23 protein-coding genes, 2 tRNA genes, 3 rRNA genes and 2 pseudogenes are annotated in these 25,404 nt (G+C 61.2%); 17 read left to right on the forward strand and 13 right to left on the reverse strand.

Going from position 1 to position 25,404, the window contains the following annotated elements; genetic code table 11:
- Positions 1-106: 106 nt before the first annotated feature.
- The 5 genes from rrf to B4F51_RS05635 all read right to left on the reverse strand — a co-directional run bounded on the left by rrf (position 107) and on the right by B4F51_RS05635 (position 5,272).
- A 5S ribosomal RNA gene (rrf, locus tag B4F51_RS05615) occupies positions 107-219 on the reverse strand.
- A gap of 120 nt (positions 220-339) precedes the next feature.
- Positions 340-3,218 (reverse strand): 23S ribosomal RNA (locus B4F51_RS05620).
- Positions 3,219-3,489: 271 nt separating this feature from the next.
- Positions 3,490-3,565: transfer RNA gene (locus B4F51_RS05625), tRNA-Ala, on the reverse strand.
- Between the two features lie 32 nt (positions 3,566-3,597).
- Positions 3,598-3,674 (reverse strand) — tRNA-Ile (locus B4F51_RS05630).
- A 60-nt stretch (positions 3,675-3,734) separates the two neighbouring features.
- Positions 3,735-5,272, reverse strand: a 16S ribosomal RNA gene (locus tag B4F51_RS05635).
- The 16S, 23S and 5S rRNA genes sit together here with 2 tRNA genes alongside, the layout of an rRNA operon.
- 896 nt (positions 5,273-6,168) lie before the next feature.
- Between B4F51_RS05635 and B4F51_RS05640 the strand changes: the two genes are divergently transcribed.
- Positions 6,169-6,591 carry an ACT domain-containing protein gene (locus B4F51_RS05640; protein WP_296224110.1) on the forward strand — a complete coding sequence of 141 codons (423 nt, stop codon included), beginning with the start codon at positions 6,169-6,171 and terminating at the stop codon, positions 6,589-6,591.
- A 309-nt stretch (positions 6,592-6,900) separates the two neighbouring features.
- On the opposite strand, the gene B4F51_RS05645 is transcribed toward B4F51_RS05640, so the two are convergent.
- On the reverse strand, positions 6,901-7,716 hold the full coding sequence (locus B4F51_RS05645; protein WP_296224111.1) for a fused MFS/spermidine synthase: 816 nt from the start codon (positions 7,714-7,716) through the stop codon (positions 6,901-6,903).
- 121 nt (positions 7,717-7,837) lie between these two features.
- A complete protein-coding gene (locus B4F51_RS05650) occupies positions 7,838-7,990 on the reverse strand; it encodes a hypothetical protein (RefSeq protein ID WP_296224112.1) in 153 nt (50 codons plus the stop codon).
- Between the two features lie 158 nt (positions 7,991-8,148).
- Here B4F51_RS05650 and B4F51_RS05655 point away from each other — a divergent pair, with 158 nt between their 5' ends.
- The gene (locus B4F51_RS05655) at positions 8,149-8,352 is read left to right on the forward strand and encodes a CopG family transcriptional regulator (protein ID WP_296224113.1); all 204 of its coding nucleotides are present in this window, start codon (positions 8,149-8,151) and stop codon (positions 8,350-8,352) included.
- A 12-nt stretch (positions 8,353-8,364) separates the two neighbouring features.
- Here B4F51_RS05655 and B4F51_RS05660 read toward each other — a convergent pair whose 3' ends face one another.
- Together B4F51_RS05660 and B4F51_RS05665 are read right to left on the reverse strand one after the other, a co-directional pair.
- Positions 8,365-10,101, reverse strand: coding sequence for a SulP family inorganic anion transporter (locus B4F51_RS05660; RefSeq protein ID WP_296224114.1), 1,737 nt, complete (start codon positions 10,099-10,101; stop codon positions 8,365-8,367).
- Between the two features lie 232 nt (positions 10,102-10,333).
- Complete coding sequence (locus B4F51_RS05665; RefSeq protein ID WP_296224115.1) at positions 10,334-10,681, reverse strand: YkgJ family cysteine cluster protein; 348 nt, start codon at positions 10,679-10,681, stop codon at positions 10,334-10,336.
- 336 nt (positions 10,682-11,017) lie between these two features.
- Here B4F51_RS05665 and B4F51_RS05670 point away from each other — a divergent pair, with 336 nt between their 5' ends.
- Genes B4F51_RS05670 through B4F51_RS05680 form a run of 3 tightly spaced genes read left to right on the forward strand, consistent with a single transcriptional unit; the run spans position 11,018 to position 13,534 of the window.
- Positions 11,018-11,692 (forward strand): histidine phosphatase family protein, encoded by a 675-nt coding sequence (locus tag B4F51_RS05670; RefSeq protein ID WP_296224116.1) that lies wholly within the window; start codon positions 11,018-11,020, stop codon positions 11,690-11,692.
- Between the two features lie 8 nt (positions 11,693-11,700).
- A complete protein-coding gene (locus B4F51_RS05675; protein ID WP_296224117.1) occupies positions 11,701-12,732 on the forward strand; it encodes a phosphotransferase family protein in 1,032 nt (343 codons plus the stop codon).
- A 37-nt stretch (positions 12,733-12,769) separates the two neighbouring features.
- Entirely contained in the window at positions 12,770-13,534 is a 765-nt protein-coding gene (locus B4F51_RS05680) for an SDR family oxidoreductase (RefSeq protein ID WP_296224118.1), read from the forward strand.
- A 35-nt stretch (positions 13,535-13,569) separates the two neighbouring features.
- Here the strand turns inward: B4F51_RS05680 and chrA are convergent, their stop codons facing one another.
- Positions 13,570-14,802: a chromate efflux transporter gene (chrA, locus tag B4F51_RS05685; protein ID WP_296224119.1), complete on the reverse strand. Its 1,233-nt coding sequence runs from the start codon at positions 14,800-14,802 to the stop codon at positions 13,570-13,572.
- Here chrA and B4F51_RS05690 point away from each other — a divergent pair.
- Together B4F51_RS05690 and B4F51_RS05695 are read left to right on the forward strand one after the other, a co-directional pair.
- A complete protein-coding gene (locus B4F51_RS05690; RefSeq protein ID WP_296224120.1) occupies positions 14,801-15,043 on the forward strand; it encodes a hypothetical protein in 243 nt (80 codons plus the stop codon). The two genes, chrA and B4F51_RS05690, sit on opposite strands and share 2 nt — an antisense overlap.
- A 52-nt stretch (positions 15,044-15,095) precedes the next feature.
- A pseudogene (locus B4F51_RS05695) lies at positions 15,096-15,953 on the forward strand (4-hydroxyphenylpyruvate dioxygenase family protein); the annotation flags it as partial.
- A gap of 91 nt (positions 15,954-16,044) precedes the next feature.
- Here B4F51_RS05695 and ggt read toward each other — a convergent pair.
- Entirely contained in the window at positions 16,045-17,775 is a 1,731-nt protein-coding gene (gene ggt / locus B4F51_RS05700; protein ID WP_296224121.1) for a gamma-glutamyltransferase, read from the reverse strand.
- A 134-nt stretch (positions 17,776-17,909) separates the two neighbouring features.
- Positions 17,910-18,362, reverse strand: a complete 453-nt coding sequence (locus tag B4F51_RS05705; protein WP_296224122.1) for an Lrp/AsnC family transcriptional regulator — start codon at positions 18,360-18,362, stop codon at positions 17,910-17,912.
- Positions 18,363-18,487: 125 nt separating this feature from the next.
- On the opposite strand from B4F51_RS05705, the gene B4F51_RS05710 reads away from it, so the two are divergent.
- The 7 genes from B4F51_RS05710 (at position 18,488) to B4F51_RS05740 (ending at position 22,972) form a co-directional block, all read left to right on the forward strand.
- Entirely contained in the window at positions 18,488-19,390 is a 903-nt protein-coding gene (locus tag B4F51_RS05710; RefSeq protein WP_296224123.1) for a DMT family transporter, read from the forward strand.
- A 148-nt stretch (positions 19,391-19,538) separates the two neighbouring features.
- On the forward strand, positions 19,539-19,790 hold the full coding sequence (locus tag B4F51_RS05715; protein ID WP_296224124.1) for an H-NS family nucleoid-associated regulatory protein: 252 nt from the start codon (positions 19,539-19,541) through the stop codon (positions 19,788-19,790).
- 244 nt (positions 19,791-20,034) lie between these two features.
- Positions 20,035-20,301, forward strand: coding sequence for a DUF2282 domain-containing protein (locus tag B4F51_RS05720; RefSeq protein ID WP_296224125.1), 267 nt, complete (start codon positions 20,035-20,037; stop codon positions 20,299-20,301).
- A gap of 22 nt (positions 20,302-20,323) precedes the next feature.
- The gene (locus tag B4F51_RS05725; RefSeq protein ID WP_296224126.1) at positions 20,324-21,199 is read left to right on the forward strand and encodes a DUF692 domain-containing protein; all 876 of its coding nucleotides are present in this window, start codon (positions 20,324-20,326) and stop codon (positions 21,197-21,199) included.
- A complete protein-coding gene (locus tag B4F51_RS05730) occupies positions 21,186-21,953 on the forward strand; it encodes a DNA-binding domain-containing protein (RefSeq protein ID WP_296224127.1) in 768 nt (255 codons plus the stop codon). Before B4F51_RS05725 ends, B4F51_RS05730 begins: the two co-directional genes overlap by 14 nt.
- On the forward strand, positions 21,950-22,435 hold the full coding sequence (locus B4F51_RS05735; protein ID WP_296224128.1) for a DoxX family protein: 486 nt from the start codon (positions 21,950-21,952) through the stop codon (positions 22,433-22,435). The genes B4F51_RS05730 and B4F51_RS05735 overlap by 4 nt, the downstream gene beginning before the upstream one ends.
- Before the next feature lie 99 nt (positions 22,436-22,534).
- A complete protein-coding gene (locus tag B4F51_RS05740; protein WP_296224129.1) occupies positions 22,535-22,972 on the forward strand; it encodes a BON domain-containing protein in 438 nt (145 codons plus the stop codon).
- Here the strand turns inward: B4F51_RS05740 and B4F51_RS05745 are convergent.
- A complete protein-coding gene (locus B4F51_RS05745) occupies positions 22,969-23,391 on the reverse strand; it encodes a hypothetical protein (RefSeq protein WP_296224130.1) in 423 nt (140 codons plus the stop codon). The two genes, B4F51_RS05740 and B4F51_RS05745, sit on opposite strands and share 4 nt — an antisense overlap.
- A gap of 95 nt (positions 23,392-23,486) precedes the next feature.
- On the opposite strand from B4F51_RS05745, the pseudogene B4F51_RS24630 reads away from it, so the two are divergent.
- The 3 genes and pseudogenes from B4F51_RS24630 to B4F51_RS05755 form a co-directional block, all read left to right on the forward strand.
- A pseudogene (locus B4F51_RS24630) lies at positions 23,487-23,612 on the forward strand (MerR family DNA-binding transcriptional regulator); the annotation flags it as partial.
- Positions 23,613-23,665: 53 nt separating this feature from the next.
- On the forward strand, positions 23,666-23,875 hold the full coding sequence (locus B4F51_RS24635) for a MerR family DNA-binding protein (protein ID WP_414706685.1): 210 nt from the start codon (positions 23,666-23,668) through the stop codon (positions 23,873-23,875).
- Between the two features lie 212 nt (positions 23,876-24,087).
- Complete coding sequence (locus B4F51_RS05755) at positions 24,088-25,401, forward strand: TolC family protein (protein ID WP_296224131.1); 1,314 nt, start codon at positions 24,088-24,090, stop codon at positions 25,399-25,401.
- Positions 25,402-25,404: the final 3 nt, after the last annotated feature.

The raw sequence follows: 25,404 nt of genomic DNA on the forward strand, positions 1-25,404 counted from the left end.
CACCGTACGCGGTGGCTTTTTCATGGGGTATTGGGGGCGAGGCGTTTATGGCGCCGCAAAGACAAACGCCCCACTTCGAGAGGAAGCGGGGCGTTTTGGATGGAGAGCCTGGCGATGACCTACTTTCACACGGGAATCCGCACTATCATCGGCGCGGAGTCGTTTCACGGTCCTGTTCGGGATGGGAAGGGGTGGTACCGACTCGCTATGGTCACCAGGCTATGACTTGTTGCGTCGCTGACCGAGGGTCAACGCCGCCAATATGGAATGTAGTGTGTAGGGGTTGTGCTTAGTTTGTATCAGGCACAAGGCAGACCCAGCCGGAAACATACCGGTTATAGGATCAAGCCGCACGGGCAATTAGTACTGGTTAGCTGAACGCATTACTGCGCTTCCACACCCAGCCTATCAACGTCCTGGTCTCGAACGACCCTTCAGGGAGATCAAGTCTCCAGGGAATCCTCATCTTCAGGCAAGTTTCCCGCTTAGATGCTTTCAGCGGTTATCTCTTCCGTACATAGCTACCCTGCGATGCCTCTGGCGAGACAACAGGTACACCAGCGGTACGTCCACTCCGGTCCTCTCGTACTAGGAGCAGCCCCCGTCAAGATTCCAACGCCCACGGCAGATAGGGACCAAACTGTCTCACGACGTTTTAAACCCAGCTCACGTACCTCTTTAAATGGCGAACAGCCATACCCTTGGGACCGGCTACAGCCCCAGGATGAGATGAGCCGACATCGAGGTGCCAAACACCGCCGTCGATATGAACTCTTGGGCGGTATCAGCCTGTTATCCCCAGAGTACCTTTTATCCGTTGAGCGATGGCCCTTCCATACAGAACCACCGGATCACTATGTCCTGCTTTCGCACCTGCTCGACTTGTCGGTCTCGCAGTTAAGCACGCTTTTGCCATTGCACTTTAGGTACGATGTCCGACCGTACCAAGCGTACCTTCGAACTCCTCCGTTACACTTTGGGAGGAGACCGCCCCAGTCAAACTGCCTACCATGCACTGTCCCCGACCCGGATTCACGGGCCAAGGTTAGAACCTCAAACAAACCAGGGTGGTATTTCAAGGACGGCTCCACCGAAACTAGCGTCCCGGTTTCAAAGCCTCCCACCTATCCTACACAGATCGGTTCAAAGTCCAATGCAAAGCTACAGTAAAGGTTCATGGGGTCTTTCCGTCTAGCCGCGGGGAGATTGCATCATCACAAACACTTCAACTTCGCTGAGTCTCGGGAGGAGACAGTGTGGCCATCGTTACGCCATTCGTGCAGGTCGGAACTTACCCGACAAGGAATTTCGCTACCTTAGGACCGTTATAGTTACGGCCGCCGTTTACCGGGACTTCAATCAAGAGCTTGCACCCCATCATTTAATCTTCCGGCACCGGGCAGGCGTCACACCCTATACGTCCACTTTCGTGTTTGCAGAGTGCTGTGTTTTTATTAAACAGTCGCAGCCACCATTTTATTGCAACCCCTTCATCCTTCTAGCGCGAGCTAGTCAAACTACAAGGGCGTACCTTATCCCGAAGTTACGGTACCAATTTGCCGAGTTCCTTCTCCCGAGTTCTCTCAAGCGCCTTAGAATACTCATCTCGCCCACCTGTGTCGGTTTGCGGTACGGTCTCGTATGACTGAAGCTTAGAGGCTTTTCTTGGAACCACTTCCAATTGCTTCGCGACCTAAAGTCGCTCGCCCCACACCCTTGAATCACGCACCCGGATTTGCCTAAGTGCCATCTCCAATGCAGGGACCGGGACATCCAACACCCGGACAACCTTCCGCGATCCGTCCCCCCATCGCATCATACGACGGTGCAGGAATATTAACCTGCTTCCCATCAGCTACGCATCTCTGCCTCGCCTTAGGGGCCGACTCACCCTACGCCGATGAACGTTGCGTAGGAAACCTTGGGCTTACGGCGAGGGGGCCTTTCACCCCCTTTATCGCTACTCATGTCAGCATTCGCACTTCTGATACCTCCAGCATCCTTTACAAGACACCTTCACAGGCTTACAGAACGCTCTCCTACCATGCACTTACGTGCATCCGCAGCTTCGGTGACTGGCTTAGCCCCGTTACATCTTCCGCGCAGGACGACTCGATCAGTGAGCTATTACGCTTTCTTTAAAGGGTGGCTGCTTCTAAGCCAACCTCCTGACTGTTTTAGCCTTCCCACTTCGTTTCCCACTTAGCCAATCTTAGGGACCTTAGCTGGCGGTCTGGGTTGTTTCCCTCTTGACACCGGACGTTAGCACCCGATGTCTGTCTCCCGTGATTGCACTCTTCGGTATTCGGAGTTTGCTATGGCGGGGTAATCAGCAATAGACCCCCCAACCATGACAGTGCTCTACCCCCGAAGGTGAGACACGAGGCACTACCTAAATAGTTTTCGGAGAGAACCAGCTATTTCCAAGTTTGTTTAGCCTTTCACCCCTATCCACAGCTCATCCCCTAACTTTTCAACGTTAGTGGGTTCGGTCCTCCAGTACGTGTTACCGCACCTTCAACCTGGCCATGGATAGATCACTTGGTTTCGGGTCTACACCCAGCGACTGAACGCCCTATTCGGACTCGCTTTCGCTACGCCTTCCCTAATCGGTTAAGCTTGCCACTGAATGTAAGTCGCTGACCCATTATACAAAAGGTACGCCGTCACCCGTTTCCAGGCTCCGACTGTTTGTATGCATGCGGTTTCAGGATCTATTTCACTCCCCTCCCGGGGTTCTTTTCGCCTTTCCCTCACGGTACTGGTTCACTATCGGTCGATCACGAGTATTTAGCCTTGGAGGATGGTCCCCCCATCTTCAGACAGGATTTCACGTGTCCCGCCCTACTTGTCGTACACCTAGTTCCACAATACTGCTTTCGCGTACGGGGCTATCACCCGCTATGGCCGGACTTTCCATTCCGTTCCGCTAACAATACTGCTAAAGAGTACAAGGCTGATCCCATTTCGCTCGCCACTACTTTGGGAATCTCGGTTGATTTCTGTTCCTGCAGCTACTTAGATGTTTCAGTTCACTGCGTTCGCTTCCCTGACCTATGTATTCAGTCAGGGATGACCCATTCGGGCCGGGTTTCCCCATTCGGATATCTGCGGATCAAAGCTTGTTTGCCAGCTCCCCGCAGCTTTTCGCAGGCTACTACGTCCTTCATCGCCTGTGATCGCCAAGGCATCCACCACATGCACTTATTCGCTTGACCCTATAACGAGTATGTCTCGCTATAGGCTGAGTTCTCGCGTTGTGCCGTATTCCAAGACAATCTTTCGATTGCTCTGGTAATACTGGTTGATACAATCACAACCCAGTGTCGCGTTTGTTTTGCGCGCCTCATCAACGCGCCGCGACACCTTTACTACATTCCATATTGTTAAAGAACAGCCGAGTTACTACTCGTCTTGGCTAGGCCAAACGCAAATACCGAAGCACCATCGCCTCTTCGTCGATACTTGCGTTTGGCAACCATAAGGTATTGGTGGAGGATGACGGGATCGAACCGACGACCCCCTGCTTGCAAAGCAGGTGCTCTCCCAGCTGAGCTAATCCCCCAGTCACGGCAGAGACTTCCACCGTCCGTAACTTGGTGGGTCTGGTAGGACTTGAACCTACGACCCCCGCCTTATCAAGACGGTGCTCTAACCACCTGAGCTACAGACCCTTGGCTGTAACATCAAACAAACCGATAAGTGTGGACGCCTAACTTAGGATGCACGCTCTTAAAGGAGGTGATCCAGCCGCACCTTCCGATACGGCTACCTTGTTACGACTTCACCCCAGTCATGAACCCTACCGTGGTAATCGCCCTCCTTGCGGTTAGGCTAACTACTTCTGGTAAAGCCCACTCCCATGGTGTGACGGGCGGTGTGTACAAGACCCGGGAACGTATTCACCGCGGCATGCTGATCCGCGATTACTAGCGATTCCAGCTTCACGTAGTCGAGTTGCAGACTACGATCCGGACTACGATGCATTTTCTGGGATTAGCTCCACCTCGCGGCTTGGCAACCCTCTGTATGCACCATTGTATGACGTGTGAAGCCCTACCCATAAGGGCCATGAGGACTTGACGTCATCCCCACCTTCCTCCGGTTTGTCACCGGCAGTCTCTCTAGAGTGCCCTTTCGTAGCAACTAGAGACAAGGGTTGCGCTCGTTGCGGGACTTAACCCAACATCTCACGACACGAGCTGACGACAGCCATGCAGCACCTGTGTCCACTTTCTCTTTCGAGCACCTAATGCATCTCTGCTTCGTTAGTGGCATGTCAAGGGTAGGTAAGGTTTTTCGCGTTGCATCGAATTAATCCACATCATCCACCGCTTGTGCGGGTCCCCGTCAATTCCTTTGAGTTTTAATCTTGCGACCGTACTCCCCAGGCGGTCAACTTCACGCGTTAGCTACGTTACTAAGGAAATGAATCCCCAACAACTAGTTGACATCGTTTAGGGCGTGGACTACCAGGGTATCTAATCCTGTTTGCTCCCCACGCTTTCGTGCATGAGCGTCAGTGTTATCCCAGGGGGCTGCCTTCGCCATCGGTATTCCTCCACATCTCTACGCATTTCACTGCTACACGTGGAATTCTACCCCCCTCTGACACACTCTAGCCGTGCAGTCACCAATGCAATTCCCAGGTTAAGCCCGGGGATTTCACATCGGTCTTGCACAACCGCCTGCGCACGCTTTACGCCCAGTAATTCCGATTAACGCTTGGACCCTACGTATTACCGCGGCTGCTGGCACGTAGTTAGCCGGTCCTTATTCTTCCGGTACCGTCATCCACCCCAGGTATTAACCAGAGCGATTTCTTTCCGGACAAAAGTGCTTTACAACCCGAAGGCCTTCTTCACACACGCGGCATTGCTGGATCAGGGTTGCCCCCATTGTCCAAAATTCCCCACTGCTGCCTCCCGTAGGAGTCTGGGCCGTGTCTCAGTCCCAGTGTGGCTGATCGTCCTCTCAGACCAGCTACTGATCGTCGCCTTGGTGGGCCTTTACCCCACCAACTAGCTAATCAGACATCGGCCGCTCCTATAGCATGAGGCCTTACGGTCCCCCACTTTCACCCTCAGGTCGTATGCGGTATTAGCTAATCTTTCGACTAGTTATCCCCCACTACAGGGCACGTTCCGATGTATTACTCACCCGTTCGCCACTCGCCGGCAGGAAAGCAAGCTTTCCCCCGCTGCCGTTCGACTTGCATGTGTAAGGCATGCCGCCAGCGTTCAATCTGAGCCAGGATCAAACTCTTCAGTTCAATCTGCTGTTTTCGCTCTTTACGAGCGGTCGCTCACTCTCAGAATCTGACTTGAACTTTCGTTCAAACCTTACTTCTGTGCGAGCACTTCATTACTTGTTAGCTAGCGGATCGAAACCCGCCGCACCCAGTATTAAGCGCCCACACTTATCGGCTGTTTGCTTGTTAAAGAACTTCGCGATCAACTTTGTTCATCACGTCGCTGCGTTGTCTGCAGCAGAGAAATGAGATCTTAAAGAGTTTTTTTCGATTAATCAAGCTTTTCGAGAACTCTTTTTTCCTGCAGGAACCGCTCGCCTAAGCCAGCCCCTACGATCCCTCTCACCCCGCCACCGTTGCTTTGCAGCACTGCTTCGTGCAGCGGGGAGCGAATACTAATGCGTCGCAGCATGGTTGGCAAGCCTTTTCGGAGGATTCCTCGGAAGCCTCATTGATCGCCTGCCTGCCACGCGAAAAGGAACAGCGTTACGGCGGGGGGGGGGCGACAGGCACGCTCCTGCATGAGCAACCCCTCAATCGCCCCAGCATAAAGATCGCTAGGCTGCTTTCCAATCGGCACCGGCCATTTCTCGACCAGACCCAAATGCCGGCACATTCGAGCTCTCGACCGCGGCCAGATGATTACCGTAAGCCAGCGGCCATCACGCCCCTATGCAACGTGATGCGCCGGTCCGCGCAGACAGTTCGAACGCAGTCACACGTGAGGCCCCACAGCAAAATTCCTGTCTTGGTGTACCAATAAGGAGGTGGCATCCATGCGTGCTCGGCGCTTACCGTTAGGGAGCGGCCTCGCAGCGCACCCAAAATCACCACCTCGCAACGCGCCAGCACAGGACGAGGAATCGACGGAAAGCGGAGCCGTCAGCACCAGCCGAACCGGCCAGGGAGAACCACCGATGGAACTGCTTGTAGAACACGTGGAAGTTTGGGCGGCGAGTATTCCGGATAAGCCCGGCGGTTTGGCCGGAGTCTTGGTGCATTTGCGCGATGTTGGAGCCGATCTGCAACTGATCATTGCACGACGCAGTCCGGACAAGCCCGGCGAAGGTGTCGTCTTCATTGCGCCGTTGCAGGGTGACCGGGAAATGGTGGCGGCTGCTGTGGCGGGCTTCAATATCACGCAAAAGCAGCACTGCGTTCGCGTGATGGGACGGAATCAACCGGGCCTTGCCGCCGCATTGGCTGAGGACCTAGCCCAGGCCGGGATCAACCTTCGCGGGTTCTCCGCAGCGGTGATCGGCACGCAGTTCGTCGCCTATGTGGCGCTCGACTCGCAAGCGGAGGCTGCCCAGGCAATGACGGTCCTCAAAGCCATTTGACACGGCAGTCCGCATACATAGCCCCACTTGCATGAATGCCAGCGGGGCTCAGGGCGCCTCGCGATGCGCAAAGCAGTTGCGGCGCACGATTTTGTGAGCCGTGGAGAACACGATGCCCGACACGGGAGAGGCGCACTGCCACACAGCAAGGAGGCCGCCCGCATCACTCACCTGGCGACCGTCGGTGTCAGGTAAAGGCGAATTGCCGATTGCCTCCGGAGTTGTGCTCCCTCCTCCGATCAGTTGACGCAACCGTTCCGTGGGAAGTGCGCTCAAGCCGTCTATGTCCGCTGTCCGCCAGCGGTTTGGTCAACTCGTCAGTTCCTGCCAGAAACGGCGATCCGATGCGAGCCGCTTCCCCTGCTTCAGGCGGCGCGCGGCCGCGCGCAGATCCAATGCATGGCCGGTTTCCAGAATGCCTGCCCGCGCAAGCAGCGTATCCAGCGTCGGCAATGCTCGCGCGCCCTTCCAGGCGAACAACGTGTAGTTGCAATCGTCCTCAGACAGCGACACGGAAAACGACTCACCAAACACTGAGCGAACCTCCTCTAGATAGAACGGAATGTCCAGGTCACTTTCCAGGAAGTTGGCAACGAGTACGCCGTCGTCGGCAAGCCGCCTATGACAAGCGGCATAAAAGGCCGCCGTCCCCAACTGGGCCGGCATACCGTGCGCAAGAAAGCCATCGACGAGAATGACATCCGGCCGAGCATCCTGGCCCTTGACGTATTCGGCACCATCCGCACAAATGATTTCCAGCCGATCGTCATCGGGCGGAATGTGGAACCTATCGCGCAAGGCGATCACGGCGGGATCGATCTCGATGGCGACGACTTTGGTATTGGGAAGGTGGCGGTAGCAGTATTTGGCTAGCGAGCCGCCGCCGAGGCCGATCATCGAAATTCGGGCGGGCGCCGGCTGCAGTAGCAGAAAGCCCATCATTGTCCGCGTGTAGCCGAGCACCAGCCTGTCGGGATCGCGCAGCGACATGAAGCTCTGCGTCGCGTACTCGTCAAAGTGGAGCGAAAGCGCGTTCTCGGTCTCCAGCACCACTGGCGCCCTGTGATCAGCGACTTCGGCCAGCAACTCCAAATGGGTTTCAAAACAAGTCCAGGATGGATCCATCTGCCACTCTCAAATCAAATGTCCGCATATACGTGGTTCAGACCATCAACAACGCTACGAGGGTCTTTAGGGCTGCGGCTTCAAGGTGCCTGCCGTCCGGATTTTCACGGTAGTGCCGGCGTTAACAAGGTAGGTTGGCGGCGAACGCAAGTCGGGCGGAGCCGCGGCCCTGCAGGCCGATACCTTTCAATTCGATCGTCGCCTCTGCCGCGAGCACGCTCAAAAAGGTGTGGATGTCAAACAGCGCCAGCGCTGCCAACCCGGCATCGGCCATCCAGTCGAACCCAATTAGGTCAGGCACAAGACCTCAGATGCTGTCTGATCACGCCCATGGGGCCAAGAACGGGGGCAGCCTGCGCAAGCGAAAGATGGACCCGCTGTTCAGCACCATTGATGATAATCTCATTATCATAAAGTACGCTCTGAGAACACATGGAATCCAAGACTGCCCGTCTCACCGTGTTGATCGATCCGATCAAGAAGCAAGCCTTCGAGACGCTGTGCGCAGCGCTGGATCAAACGCCGTCGCAGGTTGTCCGACAGTTGATTCGCGATTACCTGGAACAGTACGACGTCGACTACGCGACCCGCCCCAGGGTCAAGGCAGTCGGACCGAACAAGAAAGGCAAGCCGTAACCGCTTCCTGCTTCACGGTTGCCGCTTAAGCCATTCTTCGCTGCTGATCTTGAGCACCGCGTCGGCGTAGGCGGATAGCGCTCTTTGATGTTCGCGAGCGGTTTCGTCGCTGGAGCCGATCAACGCATCGCATCGGGCCACGGCCGCCGCAAAGCTCTCAAGATAGTTGCCATCCCCTACTGCGGCCAGAATGCCGGCCTTCGCCAGCTTGCCCCGGACCAGCTCGTTCGCCTCGCTGATCAGCACCGCGATACCACGCTTTTCAAGCTTGCCGATGACCTCGTCCAGCGTCTGCAGACCCGTCATGTCGATGAACGGCACGCGTCGCAATCGAAGCACCAACACTCGTGGATCGGAATGCGTCTGAGCCAATGCGCGCTCGAAGTTTTCAACCGCGCCAAAGAAAAACGGGCCGTCGATCGCGTACACCAGCACGCTTGGCGGTAGCCGAACCTGCCCAAGTTCCGTACCGAGTTGTTGCTCGGACATCCGGGATACCTCAACCGACGCGGCCATTCGTCGCAGGAATTGCAGGACGGCCAGGATCACACCAATGTTCACCGCCACCACCAAGTCGGTGAACACCGTCAGGAGGAACGTGATGAGCAAAATCGCCACATCCGCTTTCGGCGCGCGCCGGATCATGCGCGCGAAGTGGCGCATCTCGCTCATGTTGTACGCCACCACAAACAGAATGGCTGCCAAGGCAGCCAGTGGCACCTTCGATGCCAGCGGCGCAAGAAGCAAGAGGGTCAGCACCAGTGTCAGTGCATGCACGATGCCAGCCAGCGGGCTGTTGCCGCCGTTGCGGATATTGGTCGCTGTGCGAGCGATTGCCCCGGTGGCGGCGAAGCCACCAAAAAGCGGCGTGGCGATGTTGGCAAGGCCCTGGCCGATCAGTTCCTGGTTTGCGTCGTGTCGGGTGCCGGCCATGCCGTCGGCCACAACCGCCGACAGCAGTGATTCGATGGCGCCTAGCATGGCGATCGTGAAGGCTGGGCCAATCAATTCGACGATGCGGGTTGGCGTGACGATCGGCCATGTCAGGCCGGGAAGGCTCTGCGGAATGCCACCAAAGGTGCTACCGATGGTCGCGACGCCCTCGAAATGAAACGCAGATTGCAACGCAGTCGCCAATACCATCGCGACCAGCGGACCAGGCACTCGTTTCAGGTAAGGGATTCTCGGGGTCAGAATGACCAGCAACAGGCTCAAGATGCCCAGCGCTGTAGTCGCCGGACGCAGATGGGGTACGGCCTGTAGCGTGTGCCAAAGCGTTTCATGGAAATGACTGCCGGCAGGCTTGGGCAGCCCGAAGAAGTCGGACCATTGGCCCACCCAGATGATGACGCCGATCCCTGCCGTAAAGCCGACGATGACAGGCGCCGGGATGAACTTGATGACGCCTCCCAGCTTGGCGGCACCTAATGCCACGAGAATGATGCCCGCCATCAGCGTGGCGATTTGCAGGCCGTCGATGCCATGGCTGGCAGTAATGCCGGACAGGATCGCGATGAATGCGCCGGTCGGTCCCGCGATTTGCACACGGCTGCCGCCGAAAGCGGAGACCAGCAACCCGGCAACGATGGCGGTGTAGAGCCCCTGCTCGGGCTTCGCGCCGGAAGCAATCGCGAAGGCCATTGCTAGCGGCAGCGCTACGACCCCAACGACAAGACCGGAGATGACGTTTGGCAGCCAGTATTGGCGCCTCAATAGTCCGGCACGGTGCGCTTCACGCAATGCAATCATGAGTGCCCTCCGCCAGCGGGTAGGATCAAATTACATTGTGATGCACATGACGCTCGGCTGCTCGCACAACAACGTCCGCTGGGCTTCCCCCGGAAAACATCAGCGCGCTAAGCCTATGAGGTCATCGCCGAACAGGTGCCTTTTCTTCCGGCGCCTTAGCCTTACCCGTTAACCCCATGCGATCGGCATGGCAAGGCCGACTGAGTGGCTTTTTCTGCCAGGAAACCTTCCTTCAGACCAGCACGTGACGTGTTTCTGCAAAGAACAGATGAATCTGCTGTTCAACGCGCGGATCAATCATTTTGTCCGGCCGATTTCCCTTCGGGCAGGCAAGCCTCGGGGTTGTCCCGAACAAGCGACAGATCAACGGGCGCTCCAGATACACGCTACATCCCTTGGCATCAAGATGAGGGCAGCTTAGGTTCGCTAGCGCGGCCTCATGCTCGGCATCGCTCTTAACAGGAAGCCTCGACATCTCTTCCGTTGATGCTGTCACGGGACCACAGCAGTCATGACATCCAGGGGTGCACTCGAACGTAGGAATCTTGGAGCGAAGAAATCTGATCTTTTGACTGTTCATTGGCGGAAGTATCGGGCAATCGGTCGGAAAGGATCATACGACGCCGTCGTTCCCTTGCGACTTGGTATGACTGACAGAGTCGGGCTTCAACCATCGATCCGCCGCAATTTCGCCCGCGCGGCGGCGCTGCTGGCGTGTGGAAGCGGCCAGGCTCAGGCAATCCCCGATGAAAAGCGGGCATGCACGAAAACGGCGACCATCAACTCATCTCAGGTGCTATCGGCCGCAAACGCGTCGCCTACTATTCTTCACACGAATAACCAGCCATCAATATAATAAATTTCACAAATGATTGGTTGGCCGCTATTCTGAGCCCCCTGACTTTGCGAGCGGACGATGGCGGAGCTCTTTCTTGTACGGCACGGACAAGCCTCGTTCGGCGCGGCGAACTACGACCAACTCTCCGAACGCGGCGAGCAACAGGGCTTCTGGCTCGGCGAATATTTCGCGCAGCAGAACATCGCTTTCGATCGGGTGATCTGCGGCACATTGCGCCGGCATGAGCAGACGGTCGACGCCATCCTGCGCGGCATGGGACGTGCGGGACTCGACTATGAACAGCACGCCGGCCTGAACGAATACGACTTTCAAGGGCTGTTCGCCGCGCTTGGAGATGATCATCCCGAGTTGACGCGCCTGGCCACGGGGTCGATGCGCGACCACTACCGCGCGCTCAGGCAAGTACTTCACCTCTGGTCTGAAGACAAGATCCGCGGGCCCGTCCCCGAGACGTGGGCCCAGTTCCAGCGGCGTGTGGCCGAGGCGCGTGCCGTGATCCAGGGTGGCAACGGGCAACGCGTGCTCGCAGTCAGCTCGGGCGGCCCGATCGCGGTCACAGCGCAGCAGGTGCTGGCGGCTCCGGCAGCGAGCGCCATCGCGCTGAACCTGCAGATTCGCAACTGCAGCATCGCGCAGTACTTCTTCAACGCCGAATCGTTCCACCTGGCCACCTTCAACGGCATCCCGCATCTGGACAGCCCCCAGCGGCGCGATTTCCAGACCTACGGGTAAAGACAGACATGACGAATGACCCGCAGCAACTCGATATCGCCAAACTGTCGCGGTATCTGGAAAACCATGTGCCCGGTTTCCGGGGCCCCGTCGTCGCGGAAAAATTCTCCGGCGGCCAGTCGAACCCGACGTTTCTCCTGCAGACCCCAACGGCCCGCTACGTGCTGCGCCGGCAGCCGCCGGGCGAACTGCTGAAATCTGCCCACGCCGTTGACCGCGAATTCCGCATCCTGACTGCGCTCTCTGGCACGCCGGTGCCGGTGGCCCATCCGTATCACCTGTGCGAAGACCGCGACGTGATCGGCAGCCTGTTCTACGTGATGAGCTTCGAGGAAGGTCGGATCTTCTGGAACCCCGCCCTGCCTGAACTGCCGGCAACCGACCGGGCAGCCTGCTACGACGCCATGCTGAGCACGATGGCGGCACTGCACGACATCGAGGTCGAATCGGTTGGCTTGGCTGACTTCGGCAAGCCCGGCAACTATTTCGAACGCCAGATCGGCGTGTGGACGAAGCAATACCGCTTGGCCGAGACGGAGCGGATCGATGCGATGGAGCGGCTCATCGAGTGGCTGCCCTCAGCCTGCCCTGCCGACGCAGGCACGCCCGCCCTCGTGCATGGCGACTTCCGGCTCGACAACATGATGTTCGAGCCGCACGGCCACCGCGTGAAGGCCGTGCTTGACTGGGAGCTGTCGACGCTCGGCAACCCGCTGGCCGATCTGGCGTATTTCTGCATGTGTCTGCGTCTGCCGTCGAGCGCGCATATTCCGGGCCTTGCAGGACAGAACCGCGAGGCGCTGGGGATTCCGCAGGAAGCGCAGATGGTCGCGCGCTATTGCGAATTGCGTGGCCTGGCACCAATCGAGAACTGGCATTTCTATCTCGCGTTCAGCTTCTTCCGTCTCGCGGCCATTGCGCAAGGCGTCAAGCGACGCGCCCTCAACGGCAACGCATCGAGCACAGAGGCGGGCAAGGCCGGGGAAATGACCCGTCCGCTGGCGGAAGAGGCTGTGCGCCTGATCGACGCCCGCCACTGAGTTGCCCAGAAACACACACCCATTGGAGGAGCCAAACATGAGTACCAACCTGTTCGACCTGACCGGAAAGATCGCCTTGGTGACGGGCGCAAGCCGCGGCATCGGCGAGGAGATTGCCAAGCTGCTCGCCGAGCAGGGCGCGCATGTAATCGTGTCCAGCCGCAAGCTGGCGGATTGCCAAGCCGTTGCAGACAGCATCCGCGAGGCGGGCGGCAAGGCCGAGGCCCTCGCCTGCCACGTCGGCCGGATGGAGGACATCGCCGCCGCGTTTGAACATATCCGGAGCACGCACGGCCGGCTCGACATTCTCGTCAACAATGCGGCCGCCAATCCGTACTTCGGGCACATCCTCGACACCGATCTCGCGGCCTACGACAAGACCGTGGAAGTGAACATCCGCGGCTACTTCTTCATGTCGGTCGAGGCCGGCAAGATGATGCGGGCGCAAGGTGGCGGTGCGATCGTCAATACGGCTTCGGTGAACGCGCTGCAGCCTGGCGACAAGCAGGGCATCTACTCGATCACCAAGGCCGCCGTGGTCAACATGACCCGCGCGTTTGCGAAGGAATGCGGCCCGCTCGGCATTCGCGTCAACGCCCTGCTTCCGGGCCTCACGAAGACCAAGTTCGCAGGTGCGCTCTTCGAAGACAAGGCGATCTATGACCGCTGGATCAACGAGATTCCGCTGCGCCGCCACGCGGAGCCCCGTGAGATGGCCGGCACCGTGCTGTATCTGGTGTCCGACGCCGCCAGCTATACGAACGGCGAGTGCATCGTCGTGGACGGCGGCCTGACGATCTGAAGCAACGCGGGGGCGTATCGCTGCGCCCGCGCGTATCACAGGTACGCGCGGGCAACCCCCACCACGGCACAGAGCGCAACCACCACAAGCGGTGGAAGCTTCCACCGCACGAGCAGAAAGAACCCGGTCACGGCAATCGCAAAATCGAGCGGCGAGCGAACCGCGGTGGTCCACACCGGCGAGTACAACGCGGCGGCCAGCAAGCCAACGACGGCTGCATTGACCCCAGCAAGCAGCGCAGCCATCGATTGCCGTGCACGCAAGGCCTGCCAGTAAGGCAACGCGGCAATAACAAGCAGCAACCCCGGCAGAAAGATGCCCGCTGTGGCCAGCAGCGCACCACCCAAGTGGTTAGGCGCCCCGGCTTTCATCCAGCCTAGAAACGCGGCGAACGTAAACAACGGACCGGGAACGGCCTGTGCGGCGCCATATCCGGCAAGGAACGCGTCGGATGTCACCCACCCTGTCGCCACGGTCTGCTCTTGCAGCAGCGGAAGCACAACGTGACCGCCGCCAAACACCAGCGCTCCGGACCGATAGAACGCGTCGAACACGCGCACAGCGTCACCGGTGCCGGCTTGTATGAGCGCCGGCAAACCGAACAGCAAAATGCAGAAGAGCATCAACGCAATCGCGCCGGCGCTTCGGGAAACATGAAACGCCTTGCTATGCGCGGCCGTATCGGCACCGCCAAGCGGCGCTGGATTGCGACATAGCACGAGACCCAATCCCGCACCCAGTGCGATAGCAACGAGTTGCGCATAGGCGGAGGTCATCACGCTCAGCAGCCCGATGACGGCCAGCGCAATGCCGGCCCGACGATGATCTGGACACAGCCGGCGCGCCATGTCCCACACGGCTTGCGCGACCACGGCAACCGCCACCAGCTTCAGGCCGTGGATGAGCCCGCCACCAACGGGGCCACCCAGCGCAGGGGCCGCCACCGCAAAGGCGATCAGCAGCAACACCGACGGCAGCGTGAACCCCAACCATGCCGCAAGGCCTCCGAGCCATCCTGCGCGCTGCAGGCCAATCGAAAATCCGACCTGACTGCTGGCCGGCCCCGGCAGAAACTGGCATAGGCCCACCAGATCGCTGAAGGTGGCGTCGTCGAGCCACCGTCGACGCTCGACGAACTCGCGCCGGAAGTAGCCGATATGGGCGACCGGTCCGCCGAAGGAGGTCAGCCCGAGTTTCAGAAAAACGGAGAGCACCTTGATGGCCCCGACCACTCGCGTAGGGCGCGAAGAGGACATACCTGTTTCCATGAATTTCGAGAAAATATGCGGCGAAAAGCCAATGCGCAGTATGCCTTACGCTCAATCGCACGCGACGGCACTAAGCGCCTCTGCCATCCGCTACAAAGGCATGCAGCCCCGGAACACACCCCCGCAAAGGGAGGCCGCGCCCGCGACTTCCGCGCATTGGTTCGTCGTACTCAACTCGCAAGACGGCACGACCGTCGGTGAAGCGCTGGTCGGCTGCATCTCGAAAGACATCGGAAACTGACCGGCCAGGCTGATATGGCCAGTGAACGCGTTGGCACCTAAGCGCCGCCTGCGGCCGGCGCGCGCTCGGCATCCGCGTGAACGATGCGCAACGCGCCTACGACCGCGCCGTCGAACTGGGCGCATGGCCGGCGGAAGGCGAGCCGATCGGCCCGGCTGAACTGGTGATCCCAGCCGTCCAGGGCGTAGGCGACACGCATCTGTATTTTGTCGACCGCTGGCGCGGCAAGCACGGTGCAAAGGGCGGGCTGGGCGACATTTCCATCTACGATATCGACTTCCGGCCGCTGGACCCCGCCACCGCGCATGAAGACTGGCACCATGCCGGCGTTGGGCTGGCGCGTGTCGACCACCTGACGCAGACGGTCGGCGCCGGCCGACTGCAGGACTGGATCGACTTCTACCGCAACCAGCTCGGCTTTCGCGAGATCCACGAGCTGCACGCCAACTGGCATGTGGCGGCGGATTCCCGCGTGATGGTGTCGTCGTGCGGCACGATCCGCATTCCGCTCTATGAAGAGGGCACGCACCGCGCCCACCTGATGCACGCCTATCTGCCCGACCACCCCGGCGAGGGCGTGCAGCACATTGCGCTGGCCACGGACGATATTCTCGGCACAGCCGCCGCGCTGGCCGCCAACGGCCTCACTTTTGTCGAGCCGCCGCCACGTTACTACGACACGATCGACGCGCGCTTGCCCGGCCACGGGCTGGACCTCGACGCGCTGCGCCGGTACGGCATCCTGGTCGACGGGGAGATCCTCAACGGCGTGCCCAAGCTGTTCCTGCAAACCTTCGTCAAGCGCCATCCCGGCGAGATCTTCTTAGAGATCGTGCAGCGGCGAGGTCATCACGGGTTTGGCGAAGGCAATCTGCCGGTCCTGACAGCAGTGAATGCGGCTATGTCGTAACCGTTGGTCTGGTGCGCCTCAAGGGCGCTTCCGCTACAAAGAAAAAAGCCCGCCGAAACTCTGGCGGGCTTTTTCCATGGTGCGGCGCTGATCAGTAACCAGCCGCCAACCCGGTATTGCGACGCGGATCGTTCGCACCATAGAACTTATTGTTGCCGACCGGCTTGCCGCCCAGCGACGGTGCGCCAACGATGATGGCCGCCAGGTGGTTGGCCGGCTGCGGCGCCCCCAGGTTGTGGCCCATATCGGTCAGGATCTTGCGCGTATCCGGCGACAGCGCATACGGCTCGACATTGGTCACATCCGGCAACCATTGCTGGTGGAAGCGCGGGGCGTCCACGGCTTCCTGCACATTCATGCCGTAATCGATGGCGTTGATCATGGTCAGCATGACGGCCGTGATGATGCGGCTGCCGCCCGGCGTGCCCACCACCATGACGGGCTTGCCGTCCTTGGTGACGATGGTCGGGCTCATGGAGGACAGCGGACGCTTGCCCGGGGCGATCGAGTTGGCCTCACCCTGCACCAGGCCGTACAGGTTCGGCACGCCGACCTTGGCGGTGAAGTCGTCCATCTCGTCGTTCAGGATCACGCCCGTCTTGGCGGCCGTCACCTTCGCACCAAACCAATCGTTGAGCGTGTACGTGACCGAGACCGCGTTGCCGTACTTGTCGGCAATCGAGTAGTGCGTCGTGTTGCTGCCTTCATGCGGCTCGACGCCCGGCTTGATGTCCTTCGACACACCGGCCTTCTTCGGGTCGATCACCGCGCGAATCTTGGCCGCGTAGTCCTTGCTCAGCAGACGGTCCAGCGGATTTTTCACGAAGTCCGGATCGCCCAGGTAACTGTTGCGGTCCACATAAGCGTGGCGCATGGCTTCGATCTGGTAGTGCGTGGCCTGCGCAGAGTGCCAGCCCAGATCCTTGAGCGGATAGCCTTCCAGGATGTTGAGCATTTCGCAGATGATCACGCCGCCCGAGCTCGGAGGCGGTGCGGACACCACGTGGTAGCCGCGGTAGTCGCACTCGACCGGCGCCAGCTCGCGCGTCTTGTAGCTCGTCAGGTCTGCCTGGGTAATCAGGCCGCCGCCGGACTTGCTCGATGCCGCAATGGCCTCACCGACCCAGCCCTTGTAAAAGCCGTCGGTTCCGTGCTTGCTGATCTCGCGCAGGGTCTTGGCCAGATCGTGCTGCACCAGCTTCTCGCCCACCTGGAAGGGCTCGCCCTTGTTCAGGAAGATCGCACCCGAAGCGGCGTCTTCCTGGAAGTCCTTGGTGGAGGTGTGCAGCATGTCGACGTCGCCCTGGTCGAGCACGAAGCCCTTGTCGGCCAGTTCGATGGAAGGGGCGATCAGTGCAGCGCGTTGCATGGTGCCGTACTTCTGACGGGCGTATTCCATGCCGGACACGGTGCCGGGCACGCCCACAGCCAGATGGCCCTTGGTGGATGCGCCCTTGATGACGTTGCCGTCCTTATCCAGATACATGTTGGCGGTGGCAGCCTTCGGAGCAACCTCACGGAAGTCCAGGAAGGTCTTGCGGCCATCGGCCAGTTGAATGGTCATGAACCCACCGCCGCCCAGGTTGCCGGCCGCCGGATAGACCACGGCCAGCGCGTAGCCCACGGCCACTGCTGCGTCAACGGCGTTGCCGCCATGCTTGAGCACGTCCACACCCACCTTGGTGGCCAGATGCTGCGCGGCGACGACCATCCCGTTTTCTGCGGCCACCGGCGCCACGGATGCTGCGTGCGCGACAGTCGTGATGCTGATCGATGCGATTGCGGCGGCGATCCACCGTATGCCTGTTCTTGGATTCTGCATAGGAGCTCCTTTGGAGGCGCCGGTTGTGCCGGCGCGCGTGTTATCGGCGCCAAACGTTATCAGTCGGTGCGCCCGCGCGCTATAGCCTCATCCCCGTATTGACGCATCGTGCCGCTGGTGGAACAGCGTCCACCTCAATCGGCCGGTACAAACGGCGGCGCGCGCCGCCGCACGGGCTGCGATTTGACGATGGCGGTATTGGTTTCCGCATGGTCCGCCACCCGGTCGAGGATGTGGTCGAGTTGATCGATCGAGCGCACGAACAGCCTGGCGATGAAGCAATCTTCCCCCGTGACCTTGTCGCATTCACTGATCTGCGGAATCTCTTCGATCAGTTTTTGCACGATATGCAGCTTGCCCGGCATGGGGCGCACCCGCACGATGGCCTGCAGCGGGTAACCCAGCGCCTTGGGATCGAGGTCGACCGTGTATTGGCGAATCACGCCGCGCTCGTCCAGCCGGCGCAGCCGCTCCGACACGCTCGGCGAGGACAGCCCAACCTGCTCGGCCAGTTGCTTGAGCGAGATGCGGGAGTCGGTCAGCAGTACGTTCAGGATGCGCTGATCCAGTTCATCAAGGGTGCTCATCGCGCCTCCACTTGGCATTTCACCTAATTTTGCAAAGAAGAGAACGTAGTTTGCCTCAGAAAAGCGATGGAAGATCGCCCGATCACATGCGATCCTTCTCATACCCAACAGACGAGGCTGCAGGTATGAACGACAAGACCCGCGGCACGGTCGAGATGACCGCTGCCATGACGATCTCCGGAACGATCGGCTGGTTCGTGGTCCGCTCGGGCCAGCCGGTCATGGACGTGGTGTTCTGGCGCTGTCTGTTCGGCGCGATGACGTTGCTGGCAGTGTGCGCCGCGCTGGGGCTGCTGCGCGGCGCCATCACGTGGAAGCGTGCGGGCATCGCGGCGCTGGGCGGCGTGGCCATCGTCATCAACTGGCTGCTGTTGTTTGCGGCGTATCCACGCGCGTCCATCTCGATTGCCACGGCGGTCTACAACACGCAGCCGTTCATGCTGGTGGGGCTGGGCGCGCTGTTCCTGTCGGAGCGGCTGACGGCGGCCAAGCTCACGTGGCTGGCCGTCGCCTTCGTCGGCGTGGTGCTGATCGTGCAGGTGGGGCCGGCGGCCAGCGCAGGCACCGACTATCTGACGGGGATCGCGCTGGCGCTGGGCGCGGCATTTGCCTATGCGGTAGCGGCCATCATTACCAAGAAGCTGGCCGGCACGCCGCCGCACCTGATTGCGCTCATCCAGGTGTGCGTGGGCGTGCTGATGCTGACACCGCTGGCCAACCTGTCTCACCCGCCGACCGACGCGCATACCTGGATGCTGCTGGTGACGGTGGGCGTGGTGCACACGGGGCTGATGTACATCCTGCTGTACGGCGCCATCCAGCGGCTGCCGACGCATCTGACCGGCTCGCTGTCGTTCATCTACCCGATCGTTGCCATCGCGGTCGACATCATCGCCTTCGGGCATCGGCTGCAGTTGGCGCAGTTTCTGGGCGCCGGCGCGATCCTGCTGGCGGCGGCGGGCATGAACCTGGGCTGGTCGCCATATCGCTGGCTGCGCCCGTCGGCAGATGCAGCCGCTGTTAAGTAATGCAATAGGCAAACACAACCGCAACACGAATCTGCGACCCAACTGCTGTTATTCTTGTGCGTTTTCCGCCAGCCCCGGGCGCCCCATGCGCCCGCCTCTCTCTCCCCATGGCGCCTGGCGGACACCGAACCCAAACCGTACGCACAAGATGAAGGAAGGTCACCTGCCGCAGCCGGGCCGCGAAAACGCGATCGCCTGGATCCGGGAGCAAATGCAAACCTATGATCTGTCGGTCGAAGACCTGCAGACACTTGGCTGCTTCGATTTACCGCCCCCACCCGCCGGCCCCGTCTATATGAGCGCCGACGGCCAGCACTGGGACGGCACGGGCGACATGCCCGACTGGCTGCAGCGCGCCGTCAACGCCGGGCAGAGCATCGAGCATTTCCGGGTGGGTTGAGCCGCCCCGGGGGTGCCGTATCTTGGCGGCCCCTTTTTGAATGACCCTTTTCCGGGTCGCCTTCTTTGGGGCAACACGATGACATCGCCCCAAAAAAAATTTTCGTTCTCCGTATCAGGAATGCGCAGGTGCGACGACCAAGTTGCACGGAACACGCTCGGCGCACTGCCGCAGCGCACCGTGCGGCGAGGGCAATCAGGCCTTCGCCGTCTCAAAGACACCTGCTCAATCAAGGAGAACGCAAATGAAACAACAAGCCATGATCGCCGCCGCCCTGGGTAGCCTGCTCGCGCTGGGCGCACTGTCGACCCCTGTGCAGGCTGCGGATGCTGCCGGCAAAGAGAAATGCTACGGCGTGGCCAAGGCCGGCCAGAACGATTGCGCCAGCCCCGGCAGCGCGCACGCCTGCGCCGGCCAATCGAAGATCGACAAAGACCCGATGTCGTGGAAGTTCGTGCCGGCCGGCACCTGCGCGCAGATGGGCGGCATGCTGCAACAGCCGTCCAAGTAACACGCCACGCCGGGTGACCGCCATGCAGACAACTCTGCCGATGTGCGCGGGTGCAGGCCTGCGCGCCCCGCACTTTCCCGCCCTGCTGCACGGGGAGCGCCGCTTCCCGTGGGTAGAAGTGCACAGCGAGAACTACCTGTATGGCGCCCCGGCCTGCGCCGCGCTGCTGGCCGCACGGGCGTACCAGCCCGTGAGCCTGCACGGCGTGGGCATGGGGCTCGGCAATGCCGATGGGATCGACGTCGACCACGTGCGCGCCATTGCCACGCTAGTCGATGCCGTGGCGCCCGCCGCCATTTCCGAGCACCTTTGCTTCAACCGCAGCGGTGCCCAGGTCGTCAACGACCTGCTGCCCCTGCCCTATTCCCGCGAGTCGCTCGACATCGTGTGCGCCAATGTCATGCGCGCGCAGGACATCCTCAAGCGGCCGCTGCTGATCGAGAACATTGCCGCCTACATCGACTGCCGCATGCTGGTCGATGCCGAAGAGGCCATCTCCGAAGGCGCCTTCCTGACCGCGCTTGCGCGCCGCACCGGCTGCGGCATCCTCCTGGACCTGAACAACCTGCACGTCAACAGCGTCAACCACGGCGTGACCGTTGAATCGGTCCTGGCCGACATCGATCCTGCGCTGGTGGGCGAGATTCATCTGGCCGGATACAGCGTGGAAGACGGCATGCTGATCGACACGCACAGCGCTCCAGTACACGCGCCAGTCTGGACGCTCTACGAGCGCTGGATCGCCGCGCACGGCGTGTGCCCGACGCTCATCGAATGGGATGCCGATATTCCGCCGGTGCAGGTGCTGCTGCAGGAAGCGGAGCACGCCCAGATCATCCTCGACCGGCACGCCGCTTCCATCACCACCGCCAGGGCAACCGATCATGCGTCTGCCTGACTGGGAAGCCCACCTGATCGGCGCGCTCACCGCACCCGCCCTGGGCGGGGCATCGCGCGGCGTGGCCATCTACCGCAACGCGCGCCTGGCCATCCTGCGCAATACGCTGGCTGGGGCTTACCCGGTCTGTCGCGCGCTAGTGGGTGAAGATTGCTTCGATGCCATCGTGCGCGACACGCTAGCCGCGCAGGCATCCACCTCACCGAACCTGCATCGGTATGGCGATGCGTTGCCCGAGGTGATTGCGCAATCGCCGCTGGCCGACAGCGTGCCGTACCTGGCCGATGTCGCGCGGCTGGAGTGGCGCGTGCACTGGGCGCATTACGCGCCGGACGCGCACGCTGCATTGCCCGACGCCACGATGCTCAGCGCCATGCTGACGCAACCGCCGGACGCCATCCGTGCGGGCCTCGTTGCCGGAACGTGGTGGATGGCTTCGCCATGGCCGGTCGTTTCGATCTGGCGTGCACATCAGCCCGACACAACCATCGCACTCTGCAACATCGACCTGAACAACAGCGAAGCCGCCGTCGTCACCGTGCGCGAACAACGTGTCGTCGTGCTCGATCTGGATGTCCCCACCGCCGCCTTCCTCACTGCCTGCGACGCCACGCCGACGCTGCAGGATGCCCTTGCACAAACGCTGGCCACGCACGCGGATTTCGATTTGACCGCCTGCCTGGCCAGCCTCTTTCGCGCGGGGGTGCTTGCACTGTCCGCGCACCCCGCACTCCACACCGGAGACACACGATGAACACCGCCACCCTTGCTCCGCTCACGCGCATCCGCACTGTGCTCGACCGGCTTGCCGGCCCGCAGAGCGGCCTGTGCGCGGTCATTCTGTTGATCGCACGCGCCTACCTCTTCTATGTGTTCTTCCGCTCAGGGCTGACCAAGCTGCATGACTGGGATACCACCGTGCTGCTCTTCGCCGAGGAATACAAGGTGCCGCTGCTGCCGCCCATGCTGGCAGCGGCATTGGGCACCTTCGGCGAACTGGTCTTCCCGTCACTGATGCTGATCGGCATCGTGCCGCGGCTGGCGGCGGCGGGGCTGTTCTTTGTCAACCTGGTGGCGGCGTTGTCCTACTGGGCAAGCCTGTCGGCTTCGGCCATCGAGTTCCACTTCGTATGGGGCATGCTGATCGCCATCGTGACGACGGTGGGGCCAGGCTGGCTGGCGCTGCAGACGTGGTGGCAGCGCCACCGGGCCGACGCGCCCGGTCATGCCTATTGACCGCCCCGCCCCGAAATGAGACTCCCGAATGGCCCAGAGGGCGGCAGGCATATCATGTGGGCCTGTCGTCATCTTCTTGCCATTTCTTCAGGAGCGTCGATGCACTTCCCCTCGTTGTCCTTGGTGGTCCGGGCTGGTGCCGTGCGCCGACAGGTCGGCGTACTGGCCGCAATCGGCGCCGCGTCGCTGCTGGCAGCCTGTGCCTGGGGCGATCAGCCCAACAGTACCGGCGCCCGCATGACCGACGATTCGTTGCTGTCGTACCAGGTCAAGGCGGCGCTGGATCAGGACACGGCGCTGAATCCGCGCCAGATCCGCATCCACACAACGCCGGAGGGCAAAGTCACGCTCACGGGCTGGGTGGAGACGCCCGAGATGGCCCGCCGTGCAGGTGAAGACGTCAAGCGCTTCGTCGACCCGGCCAAACTCGACAACCAGTTGCGCGTGCTATCGCGCATGCAGGTGCTGGGCGGTGGCCCGCTGATCCCGGCGGGCCTGCCGCCTGCAGCACCGGCCAGCGCTCCCGCCGCGCGCTAAACCGCAGGTTGCGGCAACCGACCCGGCACACGTCGGACCGGCACCGACTGCGCCAGCCCGAAGCCGATTTCCGCCAGCAGGAAGGGCGCCACCAGCAGCGTGGCGCCCGATATCAGCGCGTACGCCTGCCACAACGCAAACAGCCAGCGCGCCGCCGCGTCGTAGCGGCCCAACGCCACGCTCGCCCGCCGGATGCGCAGCACTGACCACACGCACACCACCGATCCCATCAGGTTGGCCATCAGCAGATGTGCCGGCCCGAACGCAGGCAGCAGGCCGATCCCCAGCCCGCCCGCCAGCGCATTGAGCGCTTGATGCAGCCGGGTGAACGTCCACGGCGTAGCAAGGGGTGCTGTCACGATCAAGTCGTACCACGCACTGGCGCGCACAATGCGCACAAAAGTCGATTCGGAAACCATGGTGAGACGCCTCAAGTGAGTAATTCGTCACCCTAAACCCTGGTGTACGCTCCAAGGTCAACACCCAAGTTGCCCGACCTGCCGCACTGCCCGCCATGCCCACCACCCTGCCTGCCCGTACCGACGATCTGTCCATCGGCGATCTTGCCACCGCCACCGGCGTCTCGCGCGATGGGCTGCGCTTTTACGAGGCGCGCGGCCTGATCCGCGCCCGGCGGCGCAGCAATGGTTACCGCGCCTATCCGCCCGAATCCGTCGATCTGGTGCGTTATGTGTGCGCACCGCTCAGCAACTCGGCTTCACGCTCGCCGAGATCGGCGAAGGCATGGCCCAGGTGTGGCAACAGCCGGACACCGATGCCGCGGTCACCGCTCTGCTGCGCGACAAACTGGCCGCCATTGACGCCCGTATCGCCAGCCTGCAGGCCATGCGCGATGCACTTGCCGCGCGTGTGGACCTGCCCTGCCCGCTGGCGCCGGCCTGAGGCGGCTGCCACGTCTTGTCATTCTTGTCATGTAACTGCCGCAGACCGCCGCCTCGGGGCAGTCTTGGCGCGTTTTCCCACGCCCTTCGGGCTCGCGGGGCCATGAAAGGCGCTTGAAAGATCGCGTCGGTAAAAACGCCCCCGTCTCAAGGGGAGTCGTTGCAGTGAAACATTGGGGTGCATTCCATCCAAGTGCCTGGGCCGTGCTGTGCATGGCTGCCAGCCTGCCGCTTGCGGCCTGGGCCGCCGCGCCGGTGCCTGCAGCGGCCAGCATGCCCGTGGCGACCATGCCGCCGGTCAAACCCGCGGTGGCCGGCGTGACCGGACCAGGCTTCAACCTGGTCGAATTGCTACAGGAGCTGAAGGGCAACAACCCACAGCTCACCCAGGCGCGCCATACCTACTTGTCGGCCAAGTCAGTGCCGCCGCAGTTGGCTGCGCCCAACAACCCGCAGGTCGGCTACATCTGGAACAGCATCCCCAAGGGGTTCCCGCTGGCCGTCAACCGGGCGGGCGGCAGCCAGTACAACCTCACGCAGCAGATTCCGTTTCCGGGCAAAAAAGCGCTGGCCGCAGAAATTGCCGACCGCCAGGCCGAGTCGCTCAACGCGCAGTCCGACGCGCTGTACCTGCAGCTCTACGCACAGCTTTCCACCACGTATTACCAGGCAATCGCCCTGCAAAAGCAGATCGACGTGCAAAAGCTGACCATCGCGCGGCTGGAACAGGTCAAGCAGATCACGCGCGTGCGCTACGCCAATAACGCAGCCGCGTACGCCGACTTCCTCAACGCGCAGGTCATGCAAAGCAGCGCGCAGAACGACCTGTTTGCCGCACAGCGCCAGTACGACAGCACCGTGCAGACGCTGAACACGCTCATCGGCAAGGAGCCGAGCTTCCCGCTTGAACTGCGCGCCGACGACGAGTCCGTCCGCCTGCCCGAAGAGCCCCTGCCGGAGCTGGAAAACCTGGCCCTGCGCGAGCATCCATCGATCAAGGCATCGGCCGAGCTGATGGACGCCGCGCGCAAGAGCGTGACGCTGGCGCGCAAGGCCTACCTGCCCGACTTCCAGGTCATTGCCACCGTCACCAGCGACAACCCGCCTTACGGCGTGCGCCCGAACAGCTACCAGATCGAGCTGGACGTCATCATCCCGTTCTGGTTCTTCACCAAGGAGAAGTACGGCGTGAACCAGGCGGTGGAAAACCAGATCGCCACCGAGGCCAACGACGTGTCGGTGCGGCAGCAAACGCTGCTGGCGGTCGACACCGCTTACAACACCCTGCGCCAGACGCTCGCGCAGCTCGATTTCAACAAGCAGCGGCAACTGCCGCAGGCGCTGGCGGCGTATCGCGTGACGATGACCAACTACGCCAGCAACAACGCCGATTTCAACGACCTGCTGACCGCGCAGGGCGCACTCAAGAACGCCGAACTGGCGGTCGCCCAGGCGCAGGCCACGGCCTTGCAGGCCTACCACGCGTTGCTCGCGGCCACCGGCCGCTCGCCCGTCCAAGCCCAGTAACAC

It is taken from the genome of Ralstonia sp. UBA689, from assembly GCF_002298975.1.
In the GTDB taxonomy this organism is placed as follows: Bacteria; Pseudomonadota; Gammaproteobacteria; order Burkholderiales; family Burkholderiaceae; genus Ralstonia.